We start from the raw sequence: 20,303 nt of genomic DNA on the forward strand, positions 1-20,303 counted from the left end.
GAATAAGCTGTGACCCGAATTCCCGCCGATGAAACCACCACCTTTGTCTCCTGGGATATGCCAGAAGTCAAAGAGGGGCAAATCGTAAAAGTTGAAACGCTAAAACAGCGCGGCCCCCGCGGTGAGCTGGTCAATGTCGACAAAAACGAAATTATCTATAGCGCTTTAACTGCGGAACAGTTAGAAGAAATATCTAACCAGGCCTATGAAGATGTGCGCCAGCAAGCTTACCAGGATGGACTTAAGCAGGGCCACCAGGAAGGTTTCCAAGCCGGCGTCGACGAAGGTAAAAAAACTATCCAGCAACAGGCCCAGCAACTCAATGGGGCCGTAGCTAGTATCTTTAGTTATTTGCAAGGGCAAGATGATGAAGTCGAACAGGCTTTGGTGAATGTCGCCACCTGTATCGCCAGCAGTGTGTTACGCCGTGAATTGACTGTTGACAGCTCACATATTTTGGCGGTGGTTAAAGATGCCGTTGCCTTGCTGCCCATGAGCGCAGCTAATCTAACGATTTATCTTAGCGAGCAGGATCACCAGTTACTAAGTCAGGAAACTGAAATTCTCGAGCACTGGAATCTGCAAATAGACCGTACCCTAAAACCGGGCGGCTGCCGTGTCAGTAGCGAACACAGCGTGGTGGACTACACCCTTGAACAACAGTTTCAACAAACTGTTAACGCCCTGGTTGAAAAACGTTTTGCTACACTATCTCCCCATGCCGAGGCCATTGACGTAGATCACACTCCTGCAGAACCACCATCATCGCCGGATGATATTAGCTAATGGCCCCCTCACGGCAATCCTTTGGTGAACGCTTTTCCCATTACTCCGGTGAGGGTGGCTTATCGACAAAGCCTTCCATTTCAGGAAAATTACTCCGCGTAGTCGGCATGAGTTTAGAGGTCGTTGGCCTTGAACTGTCTATCGGTTGCCGCTGCCTGGTGATTGGTGATGAAGGGCGCAGTATTGAAGCCGAAGTAGTGGGTTTTACCGAGCACAAATTATTCTTAATGCCGATCGAACCCGTCACCGGTTTAAAGCCTGGCATGCAAGTGGTGCCTGTGGCCTATGAAGATAAAGTGCCAGTGGGTATGCAGTTATTGGGGCGAGTGATCGATGGTGCCGGCCGACCTTTGGATGGCAAGGGACCCTTGGGCTGCGAAGACACTATCGATATGCAAGCAAGCTTAATCAACCCACTGGAACGCCAACCGATTTCCAAAGTATTGGATGTCGGTATACGGGCAATTAATTCCGTATTAACTGTGGGACGTGGCCAGCGCTTGGGTTTATTCGCGGGTAGTGGCGTAGGTAAAAGTGTCTTGCTGGGTATGATGACCCGTTTTACTGAAGCCGATGTGGTGGTAGTAGGGCTTGTCGGTGAACGGGGCAGGGAAGTTAAAGAGTTTATCGAACAAGTGTTGGATAAAGAGGGACTGGAACGCTCTGTGGTTGTGGCGTCCCCGGCGGATGATGCACCACTGATGCGGATGCGCGCAGCGATGTTAGCTACCCGTTTGGCGGAGAGCTTTCGTGACCAGGGCAAACATGTTCTGCTATTAATGGATTCATTAACCCGTTATGCCCAGGCGCAGCGTGAAATTGCTTTGTCGATTGGTGAGCCACCAGCGACTAAAGGCTACCCGCCCTCAGTCTTTGCCAAAATTCCTCAATTGGTTGAACGGGCTGGTAATGATGTCGATGGTAGCGGTTCTGTTACCGCATTTTATACAGTGCTAACAGAAGGAGATGACATGCAGGACCCGGTAGCCGATGCAGCAAGGGCCATCCTGGATGGCCATGTTGTGTTATCAAGAGCTTTGGCGGACGAAGGTCACTATCCGGCGATTGATATTGAAGGCTCTATTAGCCGAGCGATGCCCAATATTATCAGTCAGCAACATTTAAACTCGGCACAACGCCTGCGTTACTTATACTCACGCTATCAACAAAGTCGCGACCTGATTAGTGTGGGCGCCTACGTCGCGGGCAGTGACCCGGAAACCGATATGGCTATTGAACGCTTGCCCGCCATCAGGCAGTTTTTACAACAGGGCTTAACAGAGTCATACAACATGAATACCAGCGTGGCGCAATTAGAGACAGTAATAGCCCCCCAGCATGAATCTGCAACCAATAGCCCTGCCGCAAACAAGCAAGGTAGAGAATTAACCATGGGTCGTTGATGATGAAACAAAAACCTTCCCAGCGTTTACAAACCGTTTTAAAGCTAGCCCAAATCAAAGAGCAGCAGGCCGCAGGGCAGCTGGCCGATAGTATTCGCAACCTGTCTGCACAGCAGCAGCAAGAGCAACAGTTTACTATCTATAAACGGGAATATAGCGAGCAGTTTAAACATGTCGGTAGTGAATCTGGCAGTGAGCGAATCAGTGCTTCACAATTGGCTAACTACCAGCGTTTTTACGGCAGCCTCGAAGCGGCAGGCAACACCCAGCATGAGCAGGTAGAGCTGGCTTCACAACAGCAGGAGCAGGCCAGGACTCAATGGCAGCAGCAGCACTCCAGACAAAAAAACATGGGCAAACTGGTAGACCAAAAGCGCCAGCAAGAAGAAAGCGAGATAGAAAAAAAACTCCAGCGCGAACAGGATGACCGCGCCACTTATGTCTGGGGTGATCAATTGGAATCGCGAAAATAAAAATCATACGAGGTCGATTATGTCAGATGCTCATCAGCATTTGGATTTGGATGCACTAAAGGAATTGCAGCTTGTTATGGGGGAAGAGTTTTCTTTACTCGCAAAGACCTTTATCAGCGATAGCAGTCTACGCCTTGAGGGTATCAGGGAAGCAATAGCTGCCCAGAACCCTGAAGCTATTCGTCGCGCCGCCCACGGTTTTAAAGGCAGCAGCAGTAATATGGCTGCACCCAAGCTGACTCATTTATGCCGCAGTCTGGAAGAGCTTGGTTATAACGGCTGCACTGAGGGTAGTGAGCAGCTTGAGCAGGACATTATTGCTGAGTATGAACAAGTCAAGCAGGCTTTGGAGGCCTTCTTGTAGTCCCTTTATCGAGCTATCTCAATGTTGGCAACTAAATTGCAATTACCCCGTTAAATCGCACTGTGCCTTTAACTATTTTGGGATTTGCTATGAACTCCACTGGCCAAAACTTAGGTGTTAACCCACTGATGGGAACAACAGAGACTGCTATAAACAGTGATGTTGCGAAATCGGTCTCCGCATTGCCTGCTGATGATAAGCCACTAAAAAACAAAGGCTTTTCTGATTATATGGAAGGTCAGAAAGAGGCTGAAGGGCCTGTTGTCACAAGCTCAGCAGAGGAGTCGATTGAAGAAGTTGCCGTTGTTGAAGGTGCCACTACTGGCTCAGTTATCAATACCGCGCCGCCGACACCAGAGACAATGTTTGCCGCCAATGGGGGCAGTGCATTGCCCATGGAAGGCAGTAGCTTGCCGTTGGGTCAGGCCGGAGGCAATGCCACAAACCCACCAGTGACCTCGGTGACTACCACCCAGATTACAGCGACATCCGAAGGCGATAAGATCGAGGCAGCCAATACGGAGTCTACGAATAAAGCTCAAAGCAAAGTCCCGCTGGAGCCAGCGCTGAATGCGAGAACGGATGCGACCAGTCCTGTAGCAGCAGCGCCACTAACAGCGGCTAATAAAAACGGTACCAAAGACAACACCACCCCTGTGATTAATTCAGCCAAAGGTGGTAATCGCCCTTTAGCAACTACCCCTACCAGCCAATCCCCAGTTACACCTACAACCCCAGTTACAACCCCAGTTACAACCCCAGTGACTGCCGCAGCCACTGAGGTTGCTGTGGCAGAGAGTACTACCGCTAGTAAGCCAGCAGCTACATTGTTCTCATTACAGGAGTCCCCACTGGGTCTTCGCGTCAAACCCCAGATGGCCAATAACCCATCGGGTATCGCCACCATCGAAAATCCGTTTGTAGAACCCAAAGAAGCCTCAGCACTAACAGCAGCCACGCCATTAACGGCAACAGAGGCACCGCAGGCTTATCGCAGCTATAGCGAAACCGGTTTACAAACAGCTATCTCGGTACCCGTGGGCAAACCAGGCTGGAGCGAAACCGTCATGCAGCGCGTTATGTGGATGAGTTCGCAAAATATCAGCAAAGCCGAGATAGCCCTGGACCCACCCGAGCTTGGCCCGATGAATGTAAAAATCAGCAGCTCAGGGGACCAAACCAGCGTGGTGTTTACCAGTAGCCACGGCGCCGTACGCGATGCCCTTGATCAAGGCTTACACCGCTTGCGTGAAATGATGGAAAGCCAGGGCGTCAACCTGTCCGATGTAGATGTCTCTGACCAAAGCGCCTCGCAGGAGCGCCAACAGGCCGAAGCTGGCAGTGGCGCTGAGGGTGAGTTGGCGGATGAGGGTGTTGAGCAGGAGGGAGTGGTGGTTAGTAAGCCTTTGTCGTTGGTTGATCAGTATGTGTAGCTTGGGGGGTGTTAAATAGCCCCACCCAATACCTTGGCGTCGCTAACCACAAAAACCACCAACATTACACAAGAAGGATTACCCCAGACAGCAATACGCGAAGGCGGGAATGACGCATAGGAAAGAAAGCGTAAACGAGATGCAAGACCTACCCACCTCAGCTAGTTCCCACACCATCTACTAACCAATCAAACAACAATCCGCGAAGGCGGAATGACGGACTCAACTTTTCCAATCCACAATTCATAAGCTAAACTCCCCCCAAGGCGACAGAACATTGTCACCCGATCAAAACTAATCCAAGTGATTGTTTTTAAACATTTAAATTTAATTAAGCGTACTGGCACAGCTTTTGCTGCCAGTGTTTTAGTACGCAAAAAAGCGACGGAAGTTTGGCATGGCTGAAGAGAGCGAAGATCAGGGAGCGGTAGCAGAAGCCCCCAAAGAAAAAAAGCCCATGAGTGGCACGACCAAAGTGATCATTTTGATCATTGTTGCGGTGTTGGTGTTAACCGCATCGATTGGAGGAACATTATTCGCATTAGGCTTCTTTGATAGTGCGGAAGTTGAGATAGAAGAAGTTGAGGGTGAAGCGGCGGAGCAGGTGATTGTTAACAAGCCCAGGCCCGCGATGTACTTCCCGATTAAACCGGCCTTTGTGGTGAACTTCTCTTCGCGGGGACGCCAGCGTTACTTGCAGGCGGAAGTCACCGTATTAACCCGCGAGATGGAAGTGTTCAATGCCATGCAAACGCATATGCCGTTGATCAAAAACCGCTTAGTAATGTTATTTGGTGGCGAGATTTATGATGAGCTGCAAACCGATGAAGGTAAAGAGCTACTGCGTCAAAAAACCCTGGAAGCCTTACAGCAAGTGATGCAAGACGAAATCGGTAAGCCCGGTATAGAAGAAGTGTTATTTACAAGTTTTGTGATGCAGTAAAGCGTTGTTAGTCATAGTAAAACATAGTAATCATTGAAGAGGTTAATCACTTAACGTGCAAGATCTGTTATCTCAAGACGAAATCGACGCCTTATTACATGGTGTTGACGAAGGCGATGTCGATACCGAATCCGATGTCGAAGATGGCAGTGCGCAATCTTACGACCTTACCAGCCAGGACCGTATTGTCCGTGGTCGCATGCCGACCCTGGAAATGGTCAATGAGCGTTTTGCCCGTTATACCCGTATTAGCCTGTTTAATTTATTGCGCCGCACTGCCGATGTCGCCGTGGGTGGTATTCAAATTCAAAAGTTTGGTGAATACGTTCATACCCTCTATGTTCCCACCAGTTTAAATATGATTAAACTGCGCCCATTGCGCGGCACAGGTTTGATTATTCTTGATGCCAAATTGGTTTTTAAGTTGGTAGATAACTTTTTCGGTGGCGATGGCCGTCACGCAAAAATCGAAGGTCGTGAATTTACCCCTACCGAATTGCGCGTTGTTGAAATGGTATTGCAGGACGCTTTTGTCGACCTGAGGGAAGCCTGGAAAGCGATACTGCCCATCGATTTCGAATTTGTAAATGCCGAAGTTAATCCATCGATGGCGAATATTGTCAGCCCCAGCGAAGTGGTAATTGTCAGTACTTTCCATGTCGAACTGGATGGCGGTGGTGGGGATATGCATATCACCTTGCCGTACTCCATGATCGAACCGATTCGCGAAACCCTGGATGCCGGTTTACAAACCGATGTGGATGATGTGGATGAGCGCTGGCTGACCTCTTTACGTGAAGAAATTATGAGTGCAACCGTTAATCTGGATTGCACGCTGGTAGAAAAAGAAATTACCTTGCGCGATATTCTTGAGTTGCAGGAAGGCGATGTGATTCCGGTTGATATGCCAGAAAAGTTTATGGTATCAGCCAATGGTGTACCGATGTTAGATGCCAGGTTAGGGCAGTCAAAGGGTAATTTGGCCTTACAGGTTGTTGATAAAATTGATCGTAGCAATACATAAAGTATCCGTTGTTAAATAGTGAGTTGTAGTGAGTAGGGGCGAAACATGAGTGAAGATAGCGAAAATACAGATCAGGACGCAATGGCGGATGACTGGGCTGCAGCAATGTCAGAGCAGGGCGATGAAGGCGGCAAGGATGATGTAGATGCCGATGTGCAACCTGCACCTATGGATGAGTTTGCTGCAACACCGGCAGCTGCTGCAGAAGGTGCGCCTGACCTGGATGTGATTATGGATATCCCGGTCAGTATTTCCATGGAAGTGGGCAATACCGAAATCAGCATTCGCAATCTATTACAGCTTAATCAAGGCTCAGTCATTGAGCTGGATCGCCTTGCCGGTGAGCCGCTGGATGTACTGGTCAACGGCACATTAATCGCCCACGGAGAAGTGGTCGTGGTTAATGAAAAGTTTGGTATTCGAATGACGGACGTTATCAGTCCTTCAGAACGTATTAAAAAACTGCGGTAACTATTATGTGGTGCAGCCAGGGATGCCGCCAGCTATGGGCGGCAATGTTTTTCCTACTAGCTTTTATTATTCATCCTGTGTCGGCGGAAGATAATACCCAGTCCGTCGAAAAAACTGCCCCCGCCTATCCTGAAGTGTTCACCCAACAAGCTGTTAAAGACGGCGCATCTTCCGACAACACTAAGCAGCCTGCTATAGGTTCCGGGGTTGTCAATGCTGACCCGGTAACCGCTATTGCCGGTCTGGTACTGATTGTCTTCCTGATCATTACTATCGGCTGGTTAATTCGCCGTGTTGGCGGTGTGCCGATGATGGGCGGGCAGGCGATGAAAGTTAGCGCGGTGTTATCCCTGGGTGGCAGGGAAAAAGTGGTATTGGTGGATGTTGGTGATAAGCAAGTGTTACTGGGTGTTGCCCCCGGGCGTGTTTCACATCTGCAGAGTTTTGATGAGCCTGTTATTAAACGCACGGGTACCCAGGCAGGCGAAGGGGATTTTTCCTCGACGATTAAAAACCTATTACAAAATAATAAATCGGGAGGGTCGGCTTAATGTTATCGCTAAAAAGACTTTCCCTGCTGTTGTTACTTTTGTTGCCTATGTCATTCGCCTGGGGGCAGGCCGATGGCTCTATTACAGCTACGGCAGAATCCATTACCAATGTCGCTGCTAAAGTTGCCCCTGGTATTCCAGCCATGACCGTAACCAACAATGCCAGCGGCGGCCAGGATTACACGGTAACCATCCAGATCCTTGCCATTATGACCGTACTGACGCTGTTGCCGTCAGTCTTGATGATGATGACAGCTTTTACTCGGGTAATTATTGTTTTCGCTATTTTACGCCAGGCTATAGGTTTGCAGAGCACACCATCAAACCAGATTATTATCGGGCTTTCCATTTTTCTCACTATTTTTATTATGTTGCCGGTATTGGAAGAGGCTAACGAAACCGCTGTGCAGCCTTATATGAATGAGCAGATAGGTTCACTGGAAGCGATAGAGGCCGCATCCAGGCCGTTCCATAAATTTATGTTGTCACAAACCCGTGAAACTGATTTGGAATTGTTTATGCGCATATCCAACACCGAGGATGTTGCAACGCCAAAAGACACACCGTTTTTTGTATTGGCTCCGGCGTTTCTTACCAGTGAATTGAAAACCGCTTTCCAAATGGGGTTCGTGTTATTTATTCCTTTTATGGTGATCGATTTGGTAGTGGCCAGTGTGTTGATGGCCATGGGGATGATGATGTTGTCGCCTATCATTATTTCACTGCCTTTCAAAATAATGATGTTCGTACTGGTTGATGGTTGGGCTATGATCATTGGTACGCTCGCTGCAAGCTATGGTTATTGACGAGGTAATGTGCGATGACGCCAGATACCGTTGTTGATTTATTTCGCGAAGCGATGTTGCTGGTTATTCTTATTGTTTGCCTGATGGTGGTACCCAGTTTATTAGTGGGTCTTGTTATTAGTATTTTCCAGGCAGCGACTCAAATTAATGAGCAGACCTTAAGTTTTTTACCTCGCCTGTTGACGACTATTTTTATGCTGATTATTTTTGGACCCTTTATTCTTAATGAAATGATGGAGTTTACTAACAGGCTGGTAACCAGTTTACCGTTGCTGATTGGTTAATGGTGATACTATGTTCGCCATAGATAGCGCGTTAATCAGTGGTTGGATCAGCTCTGTTCTGTGGCCGTTTTTTCGTATCGGTGGTTTTTTTTTAGCGGCTCCCATTTTTGGTACCCAACTAGTCCCAGCCAGAGTCCGGATCGTCTTAGCCTTTCTGGTCACTATGATCCTGGTGCCTAATCTGCCGGCGATGCCAGAGATGGATGCATTGTCGATTCCTTCCTTTATCGCAGTAGCCCAGCAATTATTAATTGGTATCGCAATGGGCTTTTCCATGCAATTACTGCTGCAGTTATTTGTCGTAGCAGGACAGATTATTGCAATGCATATGGCGCTGGGTTTTGCTTCTATGGTTGACCCCAGTAATGGCGTAACGGTAACTGTATTATCCCAATTTCATTTAATGTTAGTGACCTTGCTGTTTGTTTTGATGAATGGCCATTTGGCCATGATAGAAATTTTAGTAGAAAGTTTTTATGCGCTACCGGTGGGTGGGCTGTTTATTAGTGACAATATGTTACTGGAACTGGCGGGCAGGGCGACCTGGATGTTTAGCAGTGCCTTGTTGCTGGCCTTACCCGCCATAGCTTCCCTGATGGTTATTAACTATTCACTGGGTATTGTTACCCGTGCGGCCCCCCAGCTAAATATTTTCGCCCTGGGTTTCCCCTCTATGCTGATTATTGGCCTGATTATTATTTATATTATTTTGCAGGGCTATGTCCCTTTATTTGATCGCTTTACCCGAGAGGCGCTCGATTTAATGGCATTTTTAGTCACCCCATAATACCAGGCAAAAAATGTGTTTACAGTTGCGTCTCCAGGGGCAGTGCCGTTGTGTTCTTGATTTCCGTTACAGCAACATGGGAATGCACTTCGCCGATATGATTTAAATTGACCAGGTACTCCCGTACAAACGTTTCATAGTGGCGAATATCCCTGGCGACAATTTTTAACATAAAATCCCACATCCCGGTCATGGTGTAGCACTCCGTGACTTCCGGCAATAACTTCACCTCTTCTTCAAAATCCTGCAGATTTTTTCTACCCTGGGTTGAGAGACTAACGGTGGCAAACACTACAATATCCATACCCAGCTTTTCCCGGTCCAGCACCGCGACTTTACGGTTGATTAAGCCCTGTTCCTCTAGCCGGCTGATACGCCGCCAGCAGGGGGATTGAGACATATTGATGCGGTCGGCAATTTCCTGGGTGGTCAGGCTGGCGTCCTGCTGCAATAGGTTGAGAATGCGGATGTCCTGAGGGCTAAGTTCGGTGCTCATAACGGAATACTCTTAAAAATATCATAAGTCTATTGTAGACGCTATATGAGTTACAAGCAGAAGAATTATTCAATTAAATATAAAAAGTAGGATAGTTATTTCACAATATCACTATTAACAGGTTTTATTAGAATAAAAATTCTCCCCCCAAATAGCTATGATTCCCCCCATAAACACACCTTAATTTATCAGTTAGATGCACAAGTTAGACACGCATTGTGAGGGGAAGGAATGTCGGTAAAGATATCGCTGGACGATAAGTACACCTTGAGGTCAAAGCGCGCCTATATGACAGGTATAGAAGCGCTGGTGCTACTGCCGATATTGCAGCACCAGCGGGATGTTGATCGCGGCCTGAATACTGCCGCTTTTATCTCCGGTTATCGCGGTTCGCCTTTGGGTACGGTTGATCAGGCGATGTGGAAGGCACAGAAATTTCTCGACAAGCACAATATTACCTTTCAGGCAGGGATTAACGAAGACTTAGCCGCCACCGCTGTTTGGGGAAGCCAACAAGTTAATATTTTTGAGGGCGCCAAATACGATGGCGTTTTTGGTATGTGGTATGGCAAAGGGCCCGGCCTTGATCGCAGTATGGATGTGATCAAACATGCCAACGCCGCCGGTACGTCAAAATTTGGTGGCGTATTGGCCATTGCCGGTGATGACCACGCCAGTAAATCTTCAACCCTTCCACACCAATCCGAACATATGTTTATTGGTGCTTCCATCCCCGTTCTAAATCCTGCCAATGTACAAGAAGTGTTAGACCTCGGTGTCTATGGTTGGGAACTCTCTCGTTTTTGTGGTTCATGGGTGGGTATGAAAGCGATTACCGATAATATGGACTCCGCCATTTCTGCCGAAGTTGATCCCAACCGCGTCAATATTGTTATCCCTGACGATTTTAAAATGCCAGCAGACGGTGTCCATGCCCGCTGGCCTGATAAGCCTTTAGCCCAAGAGCAAAGGCTGAATAAATATAAAATTTATGCGGCCCGTGAATTTGCCCGTGTTAATGGCCTTAACAAAGTTGTGATTGATAGCGATAAACCACGGTTAGGCATTATGACTACCGGTAAAGCTTACCTTGATGTGATGCAGGCGCTGGAAGATTTAGGGATTAATGAAGAAAAAGCCCGCGCTATTGGCCTGCGTATTTTTAAAGTCGGTATGAGTTGGCCGCTTGAACCCGTAGGCACCCATGAATTTGCAGATGGACTGGAAGAAATTCTGGTGGTAGAAGAAAAGCGTTCAATTCTTGAAGACCAGTTAACCAGTCAGTTATATAACTGGCCTTTAGAGCGCCGCCCGCAGGTGATAGGTGAGTTTGACGAGCAGGGCAATGATCTACTACCCAACCAGGGTGAATTAACACCGGCGATGGTGGCCCGTGTGATTGCTGCGCGTTTGGCGGGCTTTTATCAGGACGATATTATCGATAAGCGTTTAGCCTTTTATGACCAAAAAGAGCGGTCTTTGGCGCAACCACGCAAACTGTTAGAGCGCATCCCGCATTACTGTTCAGGCTGTCCCCATAGCAGTTCTACCCGTGTACCGGAAGGCAGTCGTGCTTTAGGTGGTATTGGTTGTCACTATATGGGCACCTGGGAAAAGGGCGATCGTCGCGCCGATACCTTTACGCAAATGGGTGGCGAAGGGGTGAGCTGGGTAGGGCAGGCACCGTTTACCAATACCAAACATGTTTTTCAAAACCTTGGCGACGGCACCTACTTCCACTCCGGTTTATTAGCTATTCGACAGGCGGTGGCCGCCAACGTTAATGTCACTTATAAAATTCTCTACAATGATGCGGTCGCTATGACCGGCGGTCAGCCTGTTGATGGCCCCTTATCGTTGGATAGGTTGATATTGCAACTTCGTGGAGAAGGTATTGAACGTATTGCGCTGGTATCAGATTACCCTGAAGACCATAAAGGGTTAGAACGGTTTGATGGCTTTAGTTTGGATCACCGTGATGATCTGATCAGTATTGAAAAAGAGCTGCGTGAAATTCCCGGCACCACAATTTTAATTTACCAACAGACCTGCGCCGCCGAAAAACGCCGCCGCCGTAAAAAGGGTTTAATGGTTGATCCACCAAAACGCGTCATGATTAACCCCGAAGTCTGTGAAGGCTGCGGTGATTGCAGCATTCAATCTAATTGTTTGTCGGTAACACCGCTGGAAACCGAGTTAGGCCGTAAGCGTGAAATTGACCAAAGTGCCTGTAACAAAGATTATTCCTGCGTCAAAGGTTTCTGCCCCAGTTTTGTTACCGTAGTAGGTGGCAGTCTCAAGAAAAGCACCTTGGCTGAAAAACCTAACAACTTCACAGAACTACCTGTACCAGCTGTTGCCCCGATTGATGACCAACCCTGGAATATTATTGTTACCGGTATTGGCGGCACGGGTGTATTAACCATTGCCGCGTTGGTCGCCATGGCTGCCCATATCGAAGGAAAAGGCTGCGCCACGATGAACCAAACCGGTTTGGCACAAAAGTTTGGAGCTGTGGTGAGCCATGTTCGTGTTGGCAAAAGTCAGCAAGCGATAAATTCAGTGCGGGTACCCGCTGGCGATGCCGATTTATTATTGGGTTGTGACTTAGTAGTTAGTGCCGGTGACGAAGCTTTGGCCAAGGTCAATGTCGATCGCTCCTATGCCATTATCAACGATCACCAATCAATGACCGCTGAATTTATTACCGACCCTGATCTACGCTTTACTTCCGATGATATGAAAAAATCGATTCTCGAAGAAGTGGGAGACACTAAGACCGGTTTTATCAATGCTACAGCAATTGCTACACAACTCTTTGGGGATTCTATTGCCAGTAATTTATTTTTACTCGGCTATGCCTGTCAGCAGGGTTATGTTCCAGTAACGGTAGATGCCTTAGAGCAAGCGATTGAATTAAATGGGGTTGCCGTCGACTTCAATAAAAAAGCATTTCTATGGGGCCGCCGTGCCGTGGTTGATTTAGAACAAGTACTAAGCTGCGCTGAAATCCAACCAGCCTTTAAACCCTTGTCAAACATCAAAGATATTATTGCCGACCGTAGCCGCCGCCTGACGGGTTACCAAAACAGTGCTTATGCGGAGCGCTACAAACACATTGTTACCCAGGTACAAGAGATCGAGCGAAAAACCATAGAGAACAATGATGGCCGCTTAGCCAAAGCGGTAGCCAAACATCTCTACAAATTAATGGCCTATAAAGATGAATATGAAGTTGCCAGACTCTATAGCAATGGTGATTTTCAGCAGCTTATTCAGCAGCAGTTTGAAGGTGATTACCAGCTACAGTTCCACCTGGCACCACCAGGTTTGGCAAAAAAAGATTCCGATACCGGCCTGCCGCTTAAGCGTAAATTTCCTCAGCTATTAATGGCGGGTTTTAAAGTCCTGGCCAAGTTTAAATTCCTTCGTGGTACGGCTTTTGATGTATTTGCTTACTCAGCAGACCGCAAGCTGGAAAAAGAACTACTGGATGAATACAACGCGCTGATTACAGAGATCACCGAAAAGCTATCACCCAAAAATTATGAAGTGGCGATAGAGCTAGCTTTGATGCCTGAACATATTCGCGGCTATGGTCATATTAAAGCTCGGCATGTTGAGGCTTTATCCGAACGTAAATTAACCCTGCTAAAACAGCTGCGCGGTGAGATTATTGATGTGCTTGCTGTGGCTGCCTAAACCTAAACCCTTACTACCGAGAAAGAGCTATGAATGTTTTTGATCACCCGGACTTTGATCACCACGAATTAGTCGCCTTTAAAGATGACCAGGCTTCAGGATTAAAAGCCATTATTGCAGTACATAATTCTACCCTGGGCCCTGCGCTGGGTGGTTGTCGTATGTTCTCTTATACATCTAATAGTGAAGCCTTGAGTGATGTTTTGCGTTTATCACGGGGTATGACTTATAAGTCTGCGCTGGCAGGTATTGCACTCGGTGGTGGCAAGTCAGTGATTATCGGTAATCCACAGCAAGATAAATCTCGTCAACTGCTATTGGCCATGGGGGGGTTTATTAATAGCTTAAGCGGTACCTATATTACTGCAGAAGACTCGGGCACAGGTGTTGCGGACATGGCTGTCATGGGAGAAAAAACCCCTTATGTATCTGGAGTAATTAGTGGTGAGGAACATGGTGGTGATCCTTCTCCTATTACGGCCTATGGTGTTTACCGGGGTGTGGTGGCCTCGGTTGCGCACAAATTTAAGAGCGACTTAAAGGGTGTGCGTATTGCTTTGCAGGGTATTGGCAATGTGGGCTTTCATCTGGCCCGCCAACTGGTTGAGTCCGGTGCAACGGTTTATGCGGCGGATATTAACCCCGCCAATATCCAGCGGGCTGTTAATCAGCTTGGGGTGATTGAATTACCCCTTGAAGATATTTTAAGCGCCGATGTGGATGTGTTAGCACCCTGTGCATTAGGTGGTGCCATTAATATAAACAGTATTGAAAGCATTAAGGCCAAAGTCATAGCCGGTGCCGCCAATAACCAATTGGCAACTGCAGATATGGGAGATGCCTTAAAACAGAAAGGAATTTTGTATGCCCCGGACTATGTGGTTAACGCCGGCGGTATTATTGATGTCTATTATCAAACCCAGGGTATTCGCGACAGGAAAAAAGTGGATGCCCATGTTGAACGTATTGGCGATACCTTGAAAACTATTTTTACTCGCGCAGATCAAACAGGTAGTGCTACCAGTCGTATTGCTGATGAGTTGGCCGAAGAGATATTGGCCGGTGATGTTAAAGAAATGAGCGCCTGAAATCTCAATGATGCCGATGCCGTGATTGATTTAGCTCAAAACTGCCATAAATCAGGCAGGACAGAGTGCTCTATATTCCCTATAATCCTCGCTGAAATTAACGCACCGGATTTACGTTCCGGCTAGCTGAGGAAGCCACCATGTCTATCGACCCCTATGTCGTCTGTGCGATGTATAAATTTGTCCGTTTGGGTAACTATGAAGCCCTGCGCGACCCCCTGTTAAATGCCATGAAGCAGCTGAATATCTGCGGCACTTTACTATTAGCCCAGGAGGGCATTAACGGCACCGTAGCCGGTTCCCGCGAGGGTATAGATCAATTACTGGCATGGTTGCATGAGCAGCCCGGCTTAAATGATATTGATTGTAAGGAATCAACCACTACCAAACGGCCATTCCTGCGCACCAAAGTAAAACTGAAAAAAGAAATCGTTACCATGGGTGTTGAAGGTATCGACCCCAAAGAAGTGGTGGGAACTTATATAGAACCCAAGGATTGGAATGATCTAATTAGTGACCCTGATGTTGTGCTGGTAGATACACGCAACGATTACGAAGTACAGGTAGGCACATTTAAAAATGCCTTAAATCCAAACACTGAAACCTTTCGTGAATTTCCACAATACGTTAAAGACAATCTCGACCCCGAGAAACACAAAAAGGTCGCGATGTTTTGCACCGGCGGTATTCGCTGTGAAAAGTCGACAGCTTATTTAAAAGAGCAGGGCTTTGATGAGGTTTATCATCTTAAGGGCGGTATTCTAAAATATCTGGAAGAAGTGCCGGAAGAAAATACTCTGTGGGATGGTGAGTGTTTTGTGTTTGATGATCGTGTAACCGTTAATCACCAATTAGAAAAAGGTAATTACGACCAGTGCCATGCCTGTCGTTTACCGATTACCGAAGACGATAAGCGAAGTGATAAGTATCAACAGGGGGTTAGCTGTCCTTCCTGCTATGACAAGCTGAGTGAACAGCAGCGCCAGCGTTTTAGTGAGCGTGAAAAGCAAATGTGTTTAGCCAGCCAGCGTGGCGAGGCCCATATGGGCTCCGAGGTGGTTGACCAGTTACAAAAAAAGCGCGAAGTCAAAGCAAAAATACTTGAACAGCAACGCCAACAAAGCCGGCCTGGTTGCGAATAGTAAAGTTATGGTTGTTAATGCTGAACCTTTGCAGTGCTTGCTGAAGAATCCACCAAGATACTTGACGACTAATTTTCATCCAGATAATTGTTCTGGTAAGTTGTCTGTCCCATCTGTTCTATTTGTTGCGCAATCATCCAATCCATCGTGTTCAATAGCGGCTGATACTTTTTATTGTTCTGTTCCAGGGTTGCTAACACTTCACTAATAGCTTCAACGGTAGAAACCGCTTCCGGTACGGGTTCCTTGCGTATTTTGTAGCGGGATACCGGCATGGGCATGCTGATGCGGGGCAGGTTGGCCAATAGTGTGGATTCATGCAGCATCCTGCGGGTTTTTCTCCAGCTGCCATCTAAAAATAACAACGGTCGAATAGCTTGTTGGCCAACTTCAGCAACGGGCTGGCTTTGTTCACCGGGGTAAACCAGCCATGGTCGTGTTTGCCTTATTTTTTCTGCAAAGTCTTTGTCCTCTTCAGGTGTTGTTGCAATTACCGTCTGGCAATTTTTTAAACTCAGCTGGGCAATACGGGCCGTACCAATAGCATGGCTGGCTTCTCTGGGGTGTTGCAGAATATAAACCGGCCACTCATTGGAGATGCTTGTTAAAGTATGGCAGTAACAAACCCTGGGTGGACGTAAACAGTGCTGGCATATAGTTCTTGGCATAACTAATTAAGGTTTGGGTGAAAGGCTAATATGGAAAAGAGTCGGCCAGTATTTTCCTGTGACCAACAAACGTTTATTCTCTTTGTCGTAGGCAATACCATTTAGCGCATCGGTTTTTTGGCTGCGCTGATTTTTAGGCAATAAATCTTTTAAGAAGACTTTTCCCACCACTTGACCATTATCTGGATCAATCATAATAATCCATTGGCTATGCCAGATATTGGCATAGATTAAACCGTCAATCCATTCGAGTTCATTGATGTTATTGACCGCAGTATTTTCAACGCGAACCGTAATGCTACGCAGAAGCTTAAAGTTTTCCGGGTCGATAAACTGAAGTTGTGAAGAGCCATTGCTGACAATTAATACTTTGCCATTATTGGTTAAGCCCCAGCCTTCACCGTTAATAGTAAATTGCCCGCTGGGTTTTAAGGTTTTGGGGTTATAAATAAAGCCTTGCTGTGATTGCCAGGTTAGTTGATAGAGCTGTTGGTTGAGTAAGGTAATACCTTCGGCAAAAAAACGTTTGTTAAGGTGGTGGTTTTGAATGGGTTGGAGTTTGTCCAGAGTTCGGGTGATTACTCGAGATTGGCCATAGCGGCCAGCACTTTCATAGAGAATACCATGGTGGTATTCCAAACCTTGAGTAAACAAGTCGGGGTCATGTTGAAAACGCTCAACCACTTGATATTGGTATTCAATAACCGGCTGGGCGGCGAAGCTACTAGCGCAAATTAATAAGCTAAACAGGAAGCTTGACGTCTTAGCCTGCATCGTATGCTTTGTTACTGCTATCAACGAACTTAATTGCTTGAGTGACGGCTTTATCGACTTTATCCACCATTTCCTGACGCTCGTTGGGCGACAGATAAAAAGCCATATCTACATCGTGTCGAATATATCGTGGGGGTAAATTATTAAGCGCTACACAGGCAATATCGGCGGTATAATCATTACTGCCAAAGCGATTAGGTATTTTTTCCCGCAGAGCGGTAAATACCATACGTTCATAGTAATTGTGAATACTATCAAGCTCAGTAGGTATGGCTAAAGGGCTTTCGTGTGACAGTAACATAGTGATCTCCAACACAGGGTTGACGGTTCGGCTTATTGTAGAGCATTTTTATAGCTTGTTGCGAATTAGGTCCCTGATGACAAAGCGGGCGGGATTCAATGCCGTTACTAAATGCCTTGGCAATGGTGGTGCCTCGGCACAGATCATGGCCGCGATTAACTCGCTGCACAGTGGGGTTGAGGTCAAACCCCTCGAGCCATGGCCAATATTGATATACAAGTTAGGGTAGTAGCTACCGGGCGTGGCAATATCACTATGGGCGTTTTTGCGCAGTAATGCATAGTCTTCGAGAAATTGCTGCTGATTATGCAGGGGACCTACGATAGGCAAATAATCCGGGCTGGTACAGCGTAAGCCAGCTCTGCCAGAGAGTGTATTGGCATCAATCGCTTGATGTTCGGATAGCAACGAAGGCACCATCCTTTGCAGACTATCGAGATTACGTTGGTGGTCTTCCAGACGAGTACTGGTATCTGTATCGCCATTATCAAAGGTGGCACCTAAATTATGAGTATTGTTTATAGCTGGGGTGACATAGCCTTCGTGGCAAATCACGGTTTTTAAACTCGAGCTAACTTCCGAGGTTTCTAATAGAGTTATTTGTCCGCGAATGGCCTTGGCAGGCACAGATTGGCTTTGTTCAAACTGCAGGGCATCACGGCTATTGGCAATAACCACTGAGTCGGCCTCTAGTATTGTGTTATTACCGCCCAGTAACTGCCATTGCTGATCTTGCTGTTCAAGCTTAATGACTTCCTGATGATAGACTGTTTCAATATTAGGGTGACTGGCTAACGATTGACATAAGTGAGCCGGCGATACCCAGCCAGCCCCGGGAAAAAACCAACCCGGCAAATCAATATCAACACCGGCAAGCTCTGAGGCTTGCTGCGGGTCAACACATTGAATCAGTTCAGGGTAACTGGCAAAAGCTTGTTCTAATAAAGGTACTAAACGCTGCTCTTTTTTATTAATCGCTAATTGCAATACACCACAGAAATCGACATGGTCGGCTGAAATACTATGTTCTTGTTGCCATTGCCGATAAAAGCGTAAGGCATATAAATAACTGCTTAAAGTAAACTGATTTAAGGTGCCAGCTTCAGTAGAGAGTTTGGTATATAACATACCCTGTGGATTGCCTGATGCGCCTGAGGCAAGTTGTTGTTCCCGCTCCACCAGAGTTACTTTGCAGCCGCGTCGTGCCAAGGCGTAAGCGCAGCTGGTGCCGGCTAAACCTCCACCGATAATGGCAATATGGTTGCCGTTGCTGGCAGACTTTTTCCGAAAGTACCAAGGTGCAGTGATGCTTTTATTTTTTGGTTTCTGCGCGGCTGTTTGGTTTTTCATTCGGTTATCGGGATTAAACTGCCCAAACAACATCTCCCGTTTTCGAAAGCCTTTGGCTTTTTGAATATCAAAACCCTGTTGGGATAAACCTCTGCGAACGCTACCAACGGCGGTAAAGGTGGCCAGTGTTGTTGTTGGCCCACTTAGGTCAGCCATTAAGGCATATAAGCGATCATTCCATAGGTCGGGATTTTTCGAGGGTGAAAATCCATCTAAAAACCAGGCGTCAATAGTAGGGTGGTTTTGTGTTTGCCACTGGGGATGGTCATTGCTGCGTAATTGTTCAATGCTTTCAATACCATCACCCAGTAAGAGATGTAGACTGATACGACCATGGTCAAACTTTAGTAGGTGATGGCCGGCTGTTAATGTTGGATACTGTGCCAGTAGTTGTTTTGCGTAGTCGGCCAGTTCCGGCCATGCGGATAATGAACGTTCTAAATCAGTATAAGTTAAGGGATGTTTTTCTACTGAGATGAAATGCAGCTGAGCTGTTTGGTCAGCAGTTTTCTGCCATAGTTGCCAGGCCGCCAAAAAATTTAAGCCAGTGCCAAAGCCTGTTTCACCAATACTAAAATGTTCAAAGGGTTCAAGTTGTTGCCAGCGTTGTTGTAATTGATTGTGTTGTAAAAACACATAGCGGCTTTCTTCCAGACCTTGTTGTAACAGGAAGTATATATCGCCGAAGTCTTTGGCTTCAGGTACATTGTCCTGTTGCCAATTTAATCGAGCAGTCTGTAAATAGTAGGGTGATTTTTCAGACATATTGTCCAGATAGATTGTTACCGTTCATTCTAAAAGTCTTATAACCCACTAGCCAATGCTAATGGGTGGTAATTCAGGTTTTGGCAAAGATAGTTTTTCGGTCGGGGCGATAACCTCAGCGCTGCCTTTGGCAACGGTTGTGCCATCCTGATTAATAGCCACCGTATCCAGGGTGACATAGTTCTTGCGGTCATTCTTATTGGTGACTTCCAGATTAACAGTGATGGTGTCGCCAACCTTAACCGGGGCCCGGAAGGAAAGATTCTGACCCAGGTAAACCGTGCCCGGCCCGGGCAGTTCAAGGGCCAGTGCTGCGGAAATAATCGAGCCAGTCCATGCGCCGTGGCCAATACGCTCTTTAAACATGGTAGTGGCGGCAAACTCCGCATCCAGGTGCACGGGGTTAACGTCGCCAGAAACGGTGGCGAATAGCACCAGATCGTCTTCGGTCAGGGTTTTACTATAGGTCGCGGTCTGGCCAATGCTGATTTCGTCGTAGGTAATATTGTCAATGGTGTTCACGGTAATTCCTCATACTGTCTAAATGGAAGCTGATTTTTGGCGGCCATTGTAAACCATTTTCTCAGTCAATATGGATCATCTTTGCCTATGGCTCCAGTTGGCTGCTGTTGGCGTCAGGTGTGCGGGAATGACGTTTTGATTGTATTAGCGTTATAATGTCGCCTTCACCC

21 protein-coding genes are annotated in these 20,303 nt (G+C 47.1%); 15 read left to right on the forward strand and 6 right to left on the reverse strand.

Annotated elements, in window-relative coordinates:
- Positions 1 to 9 precede the first annotated feature (9 nt).
- The 12 genes from P8H32_RS00695 to fliR all read left to right on the forward strand — a co-directional run bounded on the left by P8H32_RS00695 (position 10) and on the right by fliR (position 9,325).
- Positions 10 to 786: a flagellar assembly protein FliH gene (locus P8H32_RS00695; RefSeq protein ID WP_301088199.1), complete on the forward strand. Its 777-nt coding sequence runs from the start codon at positions 10 to 12 to the stop codon at positions 784 to 786.
- Positions 786 to 2,189, forward strand: a complete 1,404-nt coding sequence (fliI, locus tag P8H32_RS00700; protein WP_297292377.1) for a flagellar protein export ATPase FliI — start codon at positions 786 to 788, stop codon at positions 2,187 to 2,189. The genes P8H32_RS00695 and fliI overlap by 1 nt, the downstream gene beginning before the upstream one ends.
- Positions 2,189 to 2,662 (forward strand): flagellar export protein FliJ, encoded by a 474-nt coding sequence (gene fliJ / locus P8H32_RS00705; RefSeq protein ID WP_301088200.1) that lies wholly within the window; start codon positions 2,189 to 2,191, stop codon positions 2,660 to 2,662. Before fliI ends, fliJ begins: the two co-directional genes overlap by 1 nt.
- Positions 2,663 to 2,681: 19 nt before the next feature.
- Positions 2,682 to 3,026: an Hpt domain-containing protein gene (locus P8H32_RS00710; protein WP_297292379.1), complete on the forward strand. Its 345-nt coding sequence runs from the start codon at positions 2,682 to 2,684 to the stop codon at positions 3,024 to 3,026.
- Between the two features lie 89 nt (positions 3,027 to 3,115).
- Positions 3,116 to 4,459 (forward strand): flagellar hook-length control protein FliK, encoded by a 1,344-nt coding sequence (locus P8H32_RS00715; protein ID WP_301088201.1) that lies wholly within the window; start codon positions 3,116 to 3,118, stop codon positions 4,457 to 4,459.
- A 397-nt stretch (positions 4,460 to 4,856) separates the two neighbouring features.
- Positions 4,857 to 5,402, forward strand: a complete 546-nt coding sequence (locus P8H32_RS00720) for a flagellar basal body-associated FliL family protein (RefSeq protein ID WP_301088202.1) — start codon at positions 4,857 to 4,859, stop codon at positions 5,400 to 5,402.
- Positions 5,403 to 5,457: 55 nt separating this feature from the next.
- A complete protein-coding gene (gene fliM / locus P8H32_RS00725; RefSeq protein ID WP_297292382.1) occupies positions 5,458 to 6,426 on the forward strand; it encodes a flagellar motor switch protein FliM in 969 nt (322 codons plus the stop codon).
- A 45-nt stretch (positions 6,427 to 6,471) separates the two neighbouring features.
- Complete coding sequence (gene fliN / locus P8H32_RS00730; RefSeq protein ID WP_297292383.1) at positions 6,472 to 6,897, forward strand: flagellar motor switch protein FliN; 426 nt, start codon at positions 6,472 to 6,474, stop codon at positions 6,895 to 6,897.
- Between the two features lie 5 nt (positions 6,898 to 6,902).
- Complete coding sequence (gene fliO, locus P8H32_RS00735; protein ID WP_301088203.1) at positions 6,903 to 7,448, forward strand: flagellar biosynthetic protein FliO; 546 nt, start codon at positions 6,903 to 6,905, stop codon at positions 7,446 to 7,448.
- A complete protein-coding gene (gene fliP / locus P8H32_RS00740; RefSeq protein ID WP_297292385.1) occupies positions 7,448 to 8,254 on the forward strand; it encodes a flagellar type III secretion system pore protein FliP in 807 nt (268 codons plus the stop codon). The genes fliO and fliP overlap by 1 nt, the downstream gene beginning before the upstream one ends.
- Positions 8,255 to 8,268: 14 nt before the next feature.
- Positions 8,269 to 8,538, forward strand: a complete 270-nt coding sequence (fliQ, locus tag P8H32_RS00745; RefSeq protein WP_297292386.1) for a flagellar biosynthesis protein FliQ — start codon at positions 8,269 to 8,271, stop codon at positions 8,536 to 8,538.
- Positions 8,539 to 8,548: 10 nt separating this feature from the next.
- Positions 8,549 to 9,325: a flagellar biosynthetic protein FliR gene (fliR, locus tag P8H32_RS00750; protein WP_297292387.1), complete on the forward strand. Its 777-nt coding sequence runs from the start codon at positions 8,549 to 8,551 to the stop codon at positions 9,323 to 9,325.
- Positions 9,326 to 9,344: 19 nt separating this feature from the next.
- Here the strand turns inward: fliR and P8H32_RS00755 are convergent, their stop codons facing one another.
- Positions 9,345 to 9,821 carry an Lrp/AsnC family transcriptional regulator gene (locus P8H32_RS00755; protein ID WP_297292388.1) on the reverse strand — a complete coding sequence of 159 codons (477 nt, stop codon included), beginning with the start codon at positions 9,819 to 9,821 and terminating at the stop codon, positions 9,345 to 9,347.
- Between the two features lie 231 nt (positions 9,822 to 10,052).
- On the opposite strand from P8H32_RS00755, the gene P8H32_RS00760 reads away from it, so the two are divergent.
- The 3 genes from P8H32_RS00760 (at position 10,053) to P8H32_RS00770 (ending at position 15,753) form a co-directional block, all read left to right on the forward strand.
- Positions 10,053 to 13,523 carry an indolepyruvate ferredoxin oxidoreductase family protein gene (locus P8H32_RS00760; protein ID WP_301088204.1) on the forward strand — a complete coding sequence of 1,157 codons (3,471 nt, stop codon included), beginning with the start codon at positions 10,053 to 10,055 and terminating at the stop codon, positions 13,521 to 13,523.
- A 29-nt stretch (positions 13,524 to 13,552) separates the two neighbouring features.
- Entirely contained in the window at positions 13,553 to 14,611 is a 1,059-nt protein-coding gene (locus P8H32_RS00765; RefSeq protein ID WP_301088205.1) for a Glu/Leu/Phe/Val dehydrogenase dimerization domain-containing protein, read from the forward strand.
- Positions 14,612 to 14,757: 146 nt separating this feature from the next.
- A complete protein-coding gene (locus tag P8H32_RS00770) occupies positions 14,758 to 15,753 on the forward strand; it encodes a rhodanese-related sulfurtransferase (protein ID WP_301088279.1) in 996 nt (331 codons plus the stop codon).
- A gap of 68 nt (positions 15,754 to 15,821) precedes the next feature.
- Here P8H32_RS00770 and P8H32_RS00775 read toward each other — a convergent pair whose 3' ends face one another.
- Genes P8H32_RS00775 through P8H32_RS00795 form a run of 5 tightly spaced genes read right to left on the reverse strand, consistent with a single transcriptional unit; the run spans position 15,822 to position 20,133 of the window.
- Positions 15,822 to 16,421, reverse strand: coding sequence for a tRNA-uridine aminocarboxypropyltransferase (locus P8H32_RS00775; protein WP_297291453.1), 600 nt, complete (start codon positions 16,419 to 16,421; stop codon positions 15,822 to 15,824).
- Positions 16,422 to 16,427: 6 nt separating this feature from the next.
- Entirely contained in the window at positions 16,428 to 17,195 is a 768-nt protein-coding gene (locus P8H32_RS00780) for a glutaminyl-peptide cyclotransferase (RefSeq protein ID WP_297291454.1), read from the reverse strand.
- Positions 17,185 to 17,496 (reverse strand): late competence development ComFB family protein, encoded by a 312-nt coding sequence (locus P8H32_RS00785; RefSeq protein WP_297291455.1) that lies wholly within the window; start codon positions 17,494 to 17,496, stop codon positions 17,185 to 17,187. The genes P8H32_RS00780 and P8H32_RS00785 overlap by 11 nt, the downstream gene beginning before the upstream one ends.
- 48 nt (positions 17,497 to 17,544) lie before the next feature.
- Complete coding sequence (gene mnmC / locus P8H32_RS00790) at positions 17,545 to 19,611, reverse strand: bifunctional tRNA (5-methylaminomethyl-2-thiouridine)(34)-methyltransferase MnmD/FAD-dependent 5-carboxymethylaminomethyl-2-thiouridine(34) oxidoreductase MnmC (RefSeq protein ID WP_301088206.1); 2,067 nt, start codon at positions 19,609 to 19,611, stop codon at positions 17,545 to 17,547.
- Positions 19,612 to 19,659: 48 nt separating this feature from the next.
- Positions 19,660 to 20,133, reverse strand: coding sequence for a MaoC/PaaZ C-terminal domain-containing protein (locus tag P8H32_RS00795; RefSeq protein WP_297292087.1), 474 nt, complete (start codon positions 20,131 to 20,133; stop codon positions 19,660 to 19,662).
- Positions 20,134 to 20,303: the final 170 nt, after the last annotated feature.

Source organism: Oceanicoccus sp., assembly GCF_029238675.1.
Taxonomy (GTDB): Bacteria; Pseudomonadota; Gammaproteobacteria; order Pseudomonadales; family Dasaniaceae; genus Oceanicoccus.

Excerpts from the sequence above, each read along its gene's own strand:
- fliP (WP_297292385.1), top strand. The coding sequence starts at position 7,448 with ATGTTATCGCTAAAAAGACTTTCCCTGCTGTTGTTACTTTTGTTGCCT.
- P8H32_RS00710 (WP_297292379.1), top strand. The coding sequence starts at position 2,682 with ATGTCAGATGCTCATCAGCATTTGGATTTGGATGCACTAAAGGAATTG.
- fliJ (WP_301088200.1), top strand. The coding sequence starts at position 2,189 with ATGATGAAACAAAAACCTTCCCAGCGTTTACAAACCGTTTTAAAGCTA.
- P8H32_RS00765 (WP_301088205.1), top strand. The coding sequence starts at position 13,553 with ATGAATGTTTTTGATCACCCGGACTTTGATCACCACGAATTAGTCGCC.
- P8H32_RS00780 (WP_297291454.1), bottom strand. The coding sequence starts at position 17,195 with ATGCAGGCTAAGACGTCAAGCTTCCTGTTTAGCTTATTAATTTGCGCT.
- fliR (WP_297292387.1), top strand. The coding sequence starts at position 8,549 with ATGTTCGCCATAGATAGCGCGTTAATCAGTGGTTGGATCAGCTCTGTT.
- P8H32_RS00760 (WP_301088204.1), top strand. The coding sequence starts at position 10,053 with ATGTCGGTAAAGATATCGCTGGACGATAAGTACACCTTGAGGTCAAAG.
- P8H32_RS00755 (WP_297292388.1), bottom strand. The coding sequence starts at position 9,821 with ATGAGCACCGAACTTAGCCCTCAGGACATCCGCATTCTCAACCTATTG.
- mnmC (WP_301088206.1), bottom strand. The coding sequence starts at position 19,611 with ATGTCTGAAAAATCACCCTACTATTTACAGACTGCTCGATTAAATTGG.
- P8H32_RS00715 (WP_301088201.1), top strand. The coding sequence starts at position 3,116 with ATGAACTCCACTGGCCAAAACTTAGGTGTTAACCCACTGATGGGAACA.
- P8H32_RS00775 (WP_297291453.1), bottom strand. The coding sequence starts at position 16,421 with ATGCCAAGAACTATATGCCAGCACTGTTTACGTCCACCCAGGGTTTGT.
- fliQ (WP_297292386.1), top strand. The coding sequence starts at position 8,269 with ATGACGCCAGATACCGTTGTTGATTTATTTCGCGAAGCGATGTTGCTG.
- P8H32_RS00785 (WP_297291455.1), bottom strand. The coding sequence starts at position 17,496 with ATGTTACTGTCACACGAAAGCCCTTTAGCCATACCTACTGAGCTTGAT.
- fliN (WP_297292383.1), top strand. The coding sequence starts at position 6,472 with ATGAGTGAAGATAGCGAAAATACAGATCAGGACGCAATGGCGGATGAC.
- P8H32_RS00720 (WP_301088202.1), top strand. The coding sequence starts at position 4,857 with ATGGCTGAAGAGAGCGAAGATCAGGGAGCGGTAGCAGAAGCCCCCAAA.
- fliI (WP_297292377.1), top strand. The coding sequence starts at position 786 with ATGGCCCCCTCACGGCAATCCTTTGGTGAACGCTTTTCCCATTACTCC.
- fliO (WP_301088203.1), top strand. The coding sequence starts at position 6,903 with ATGTGGTGCAGCCAGGGATGCCGCCAGCTATGGGCGGCAATGTTTTTC.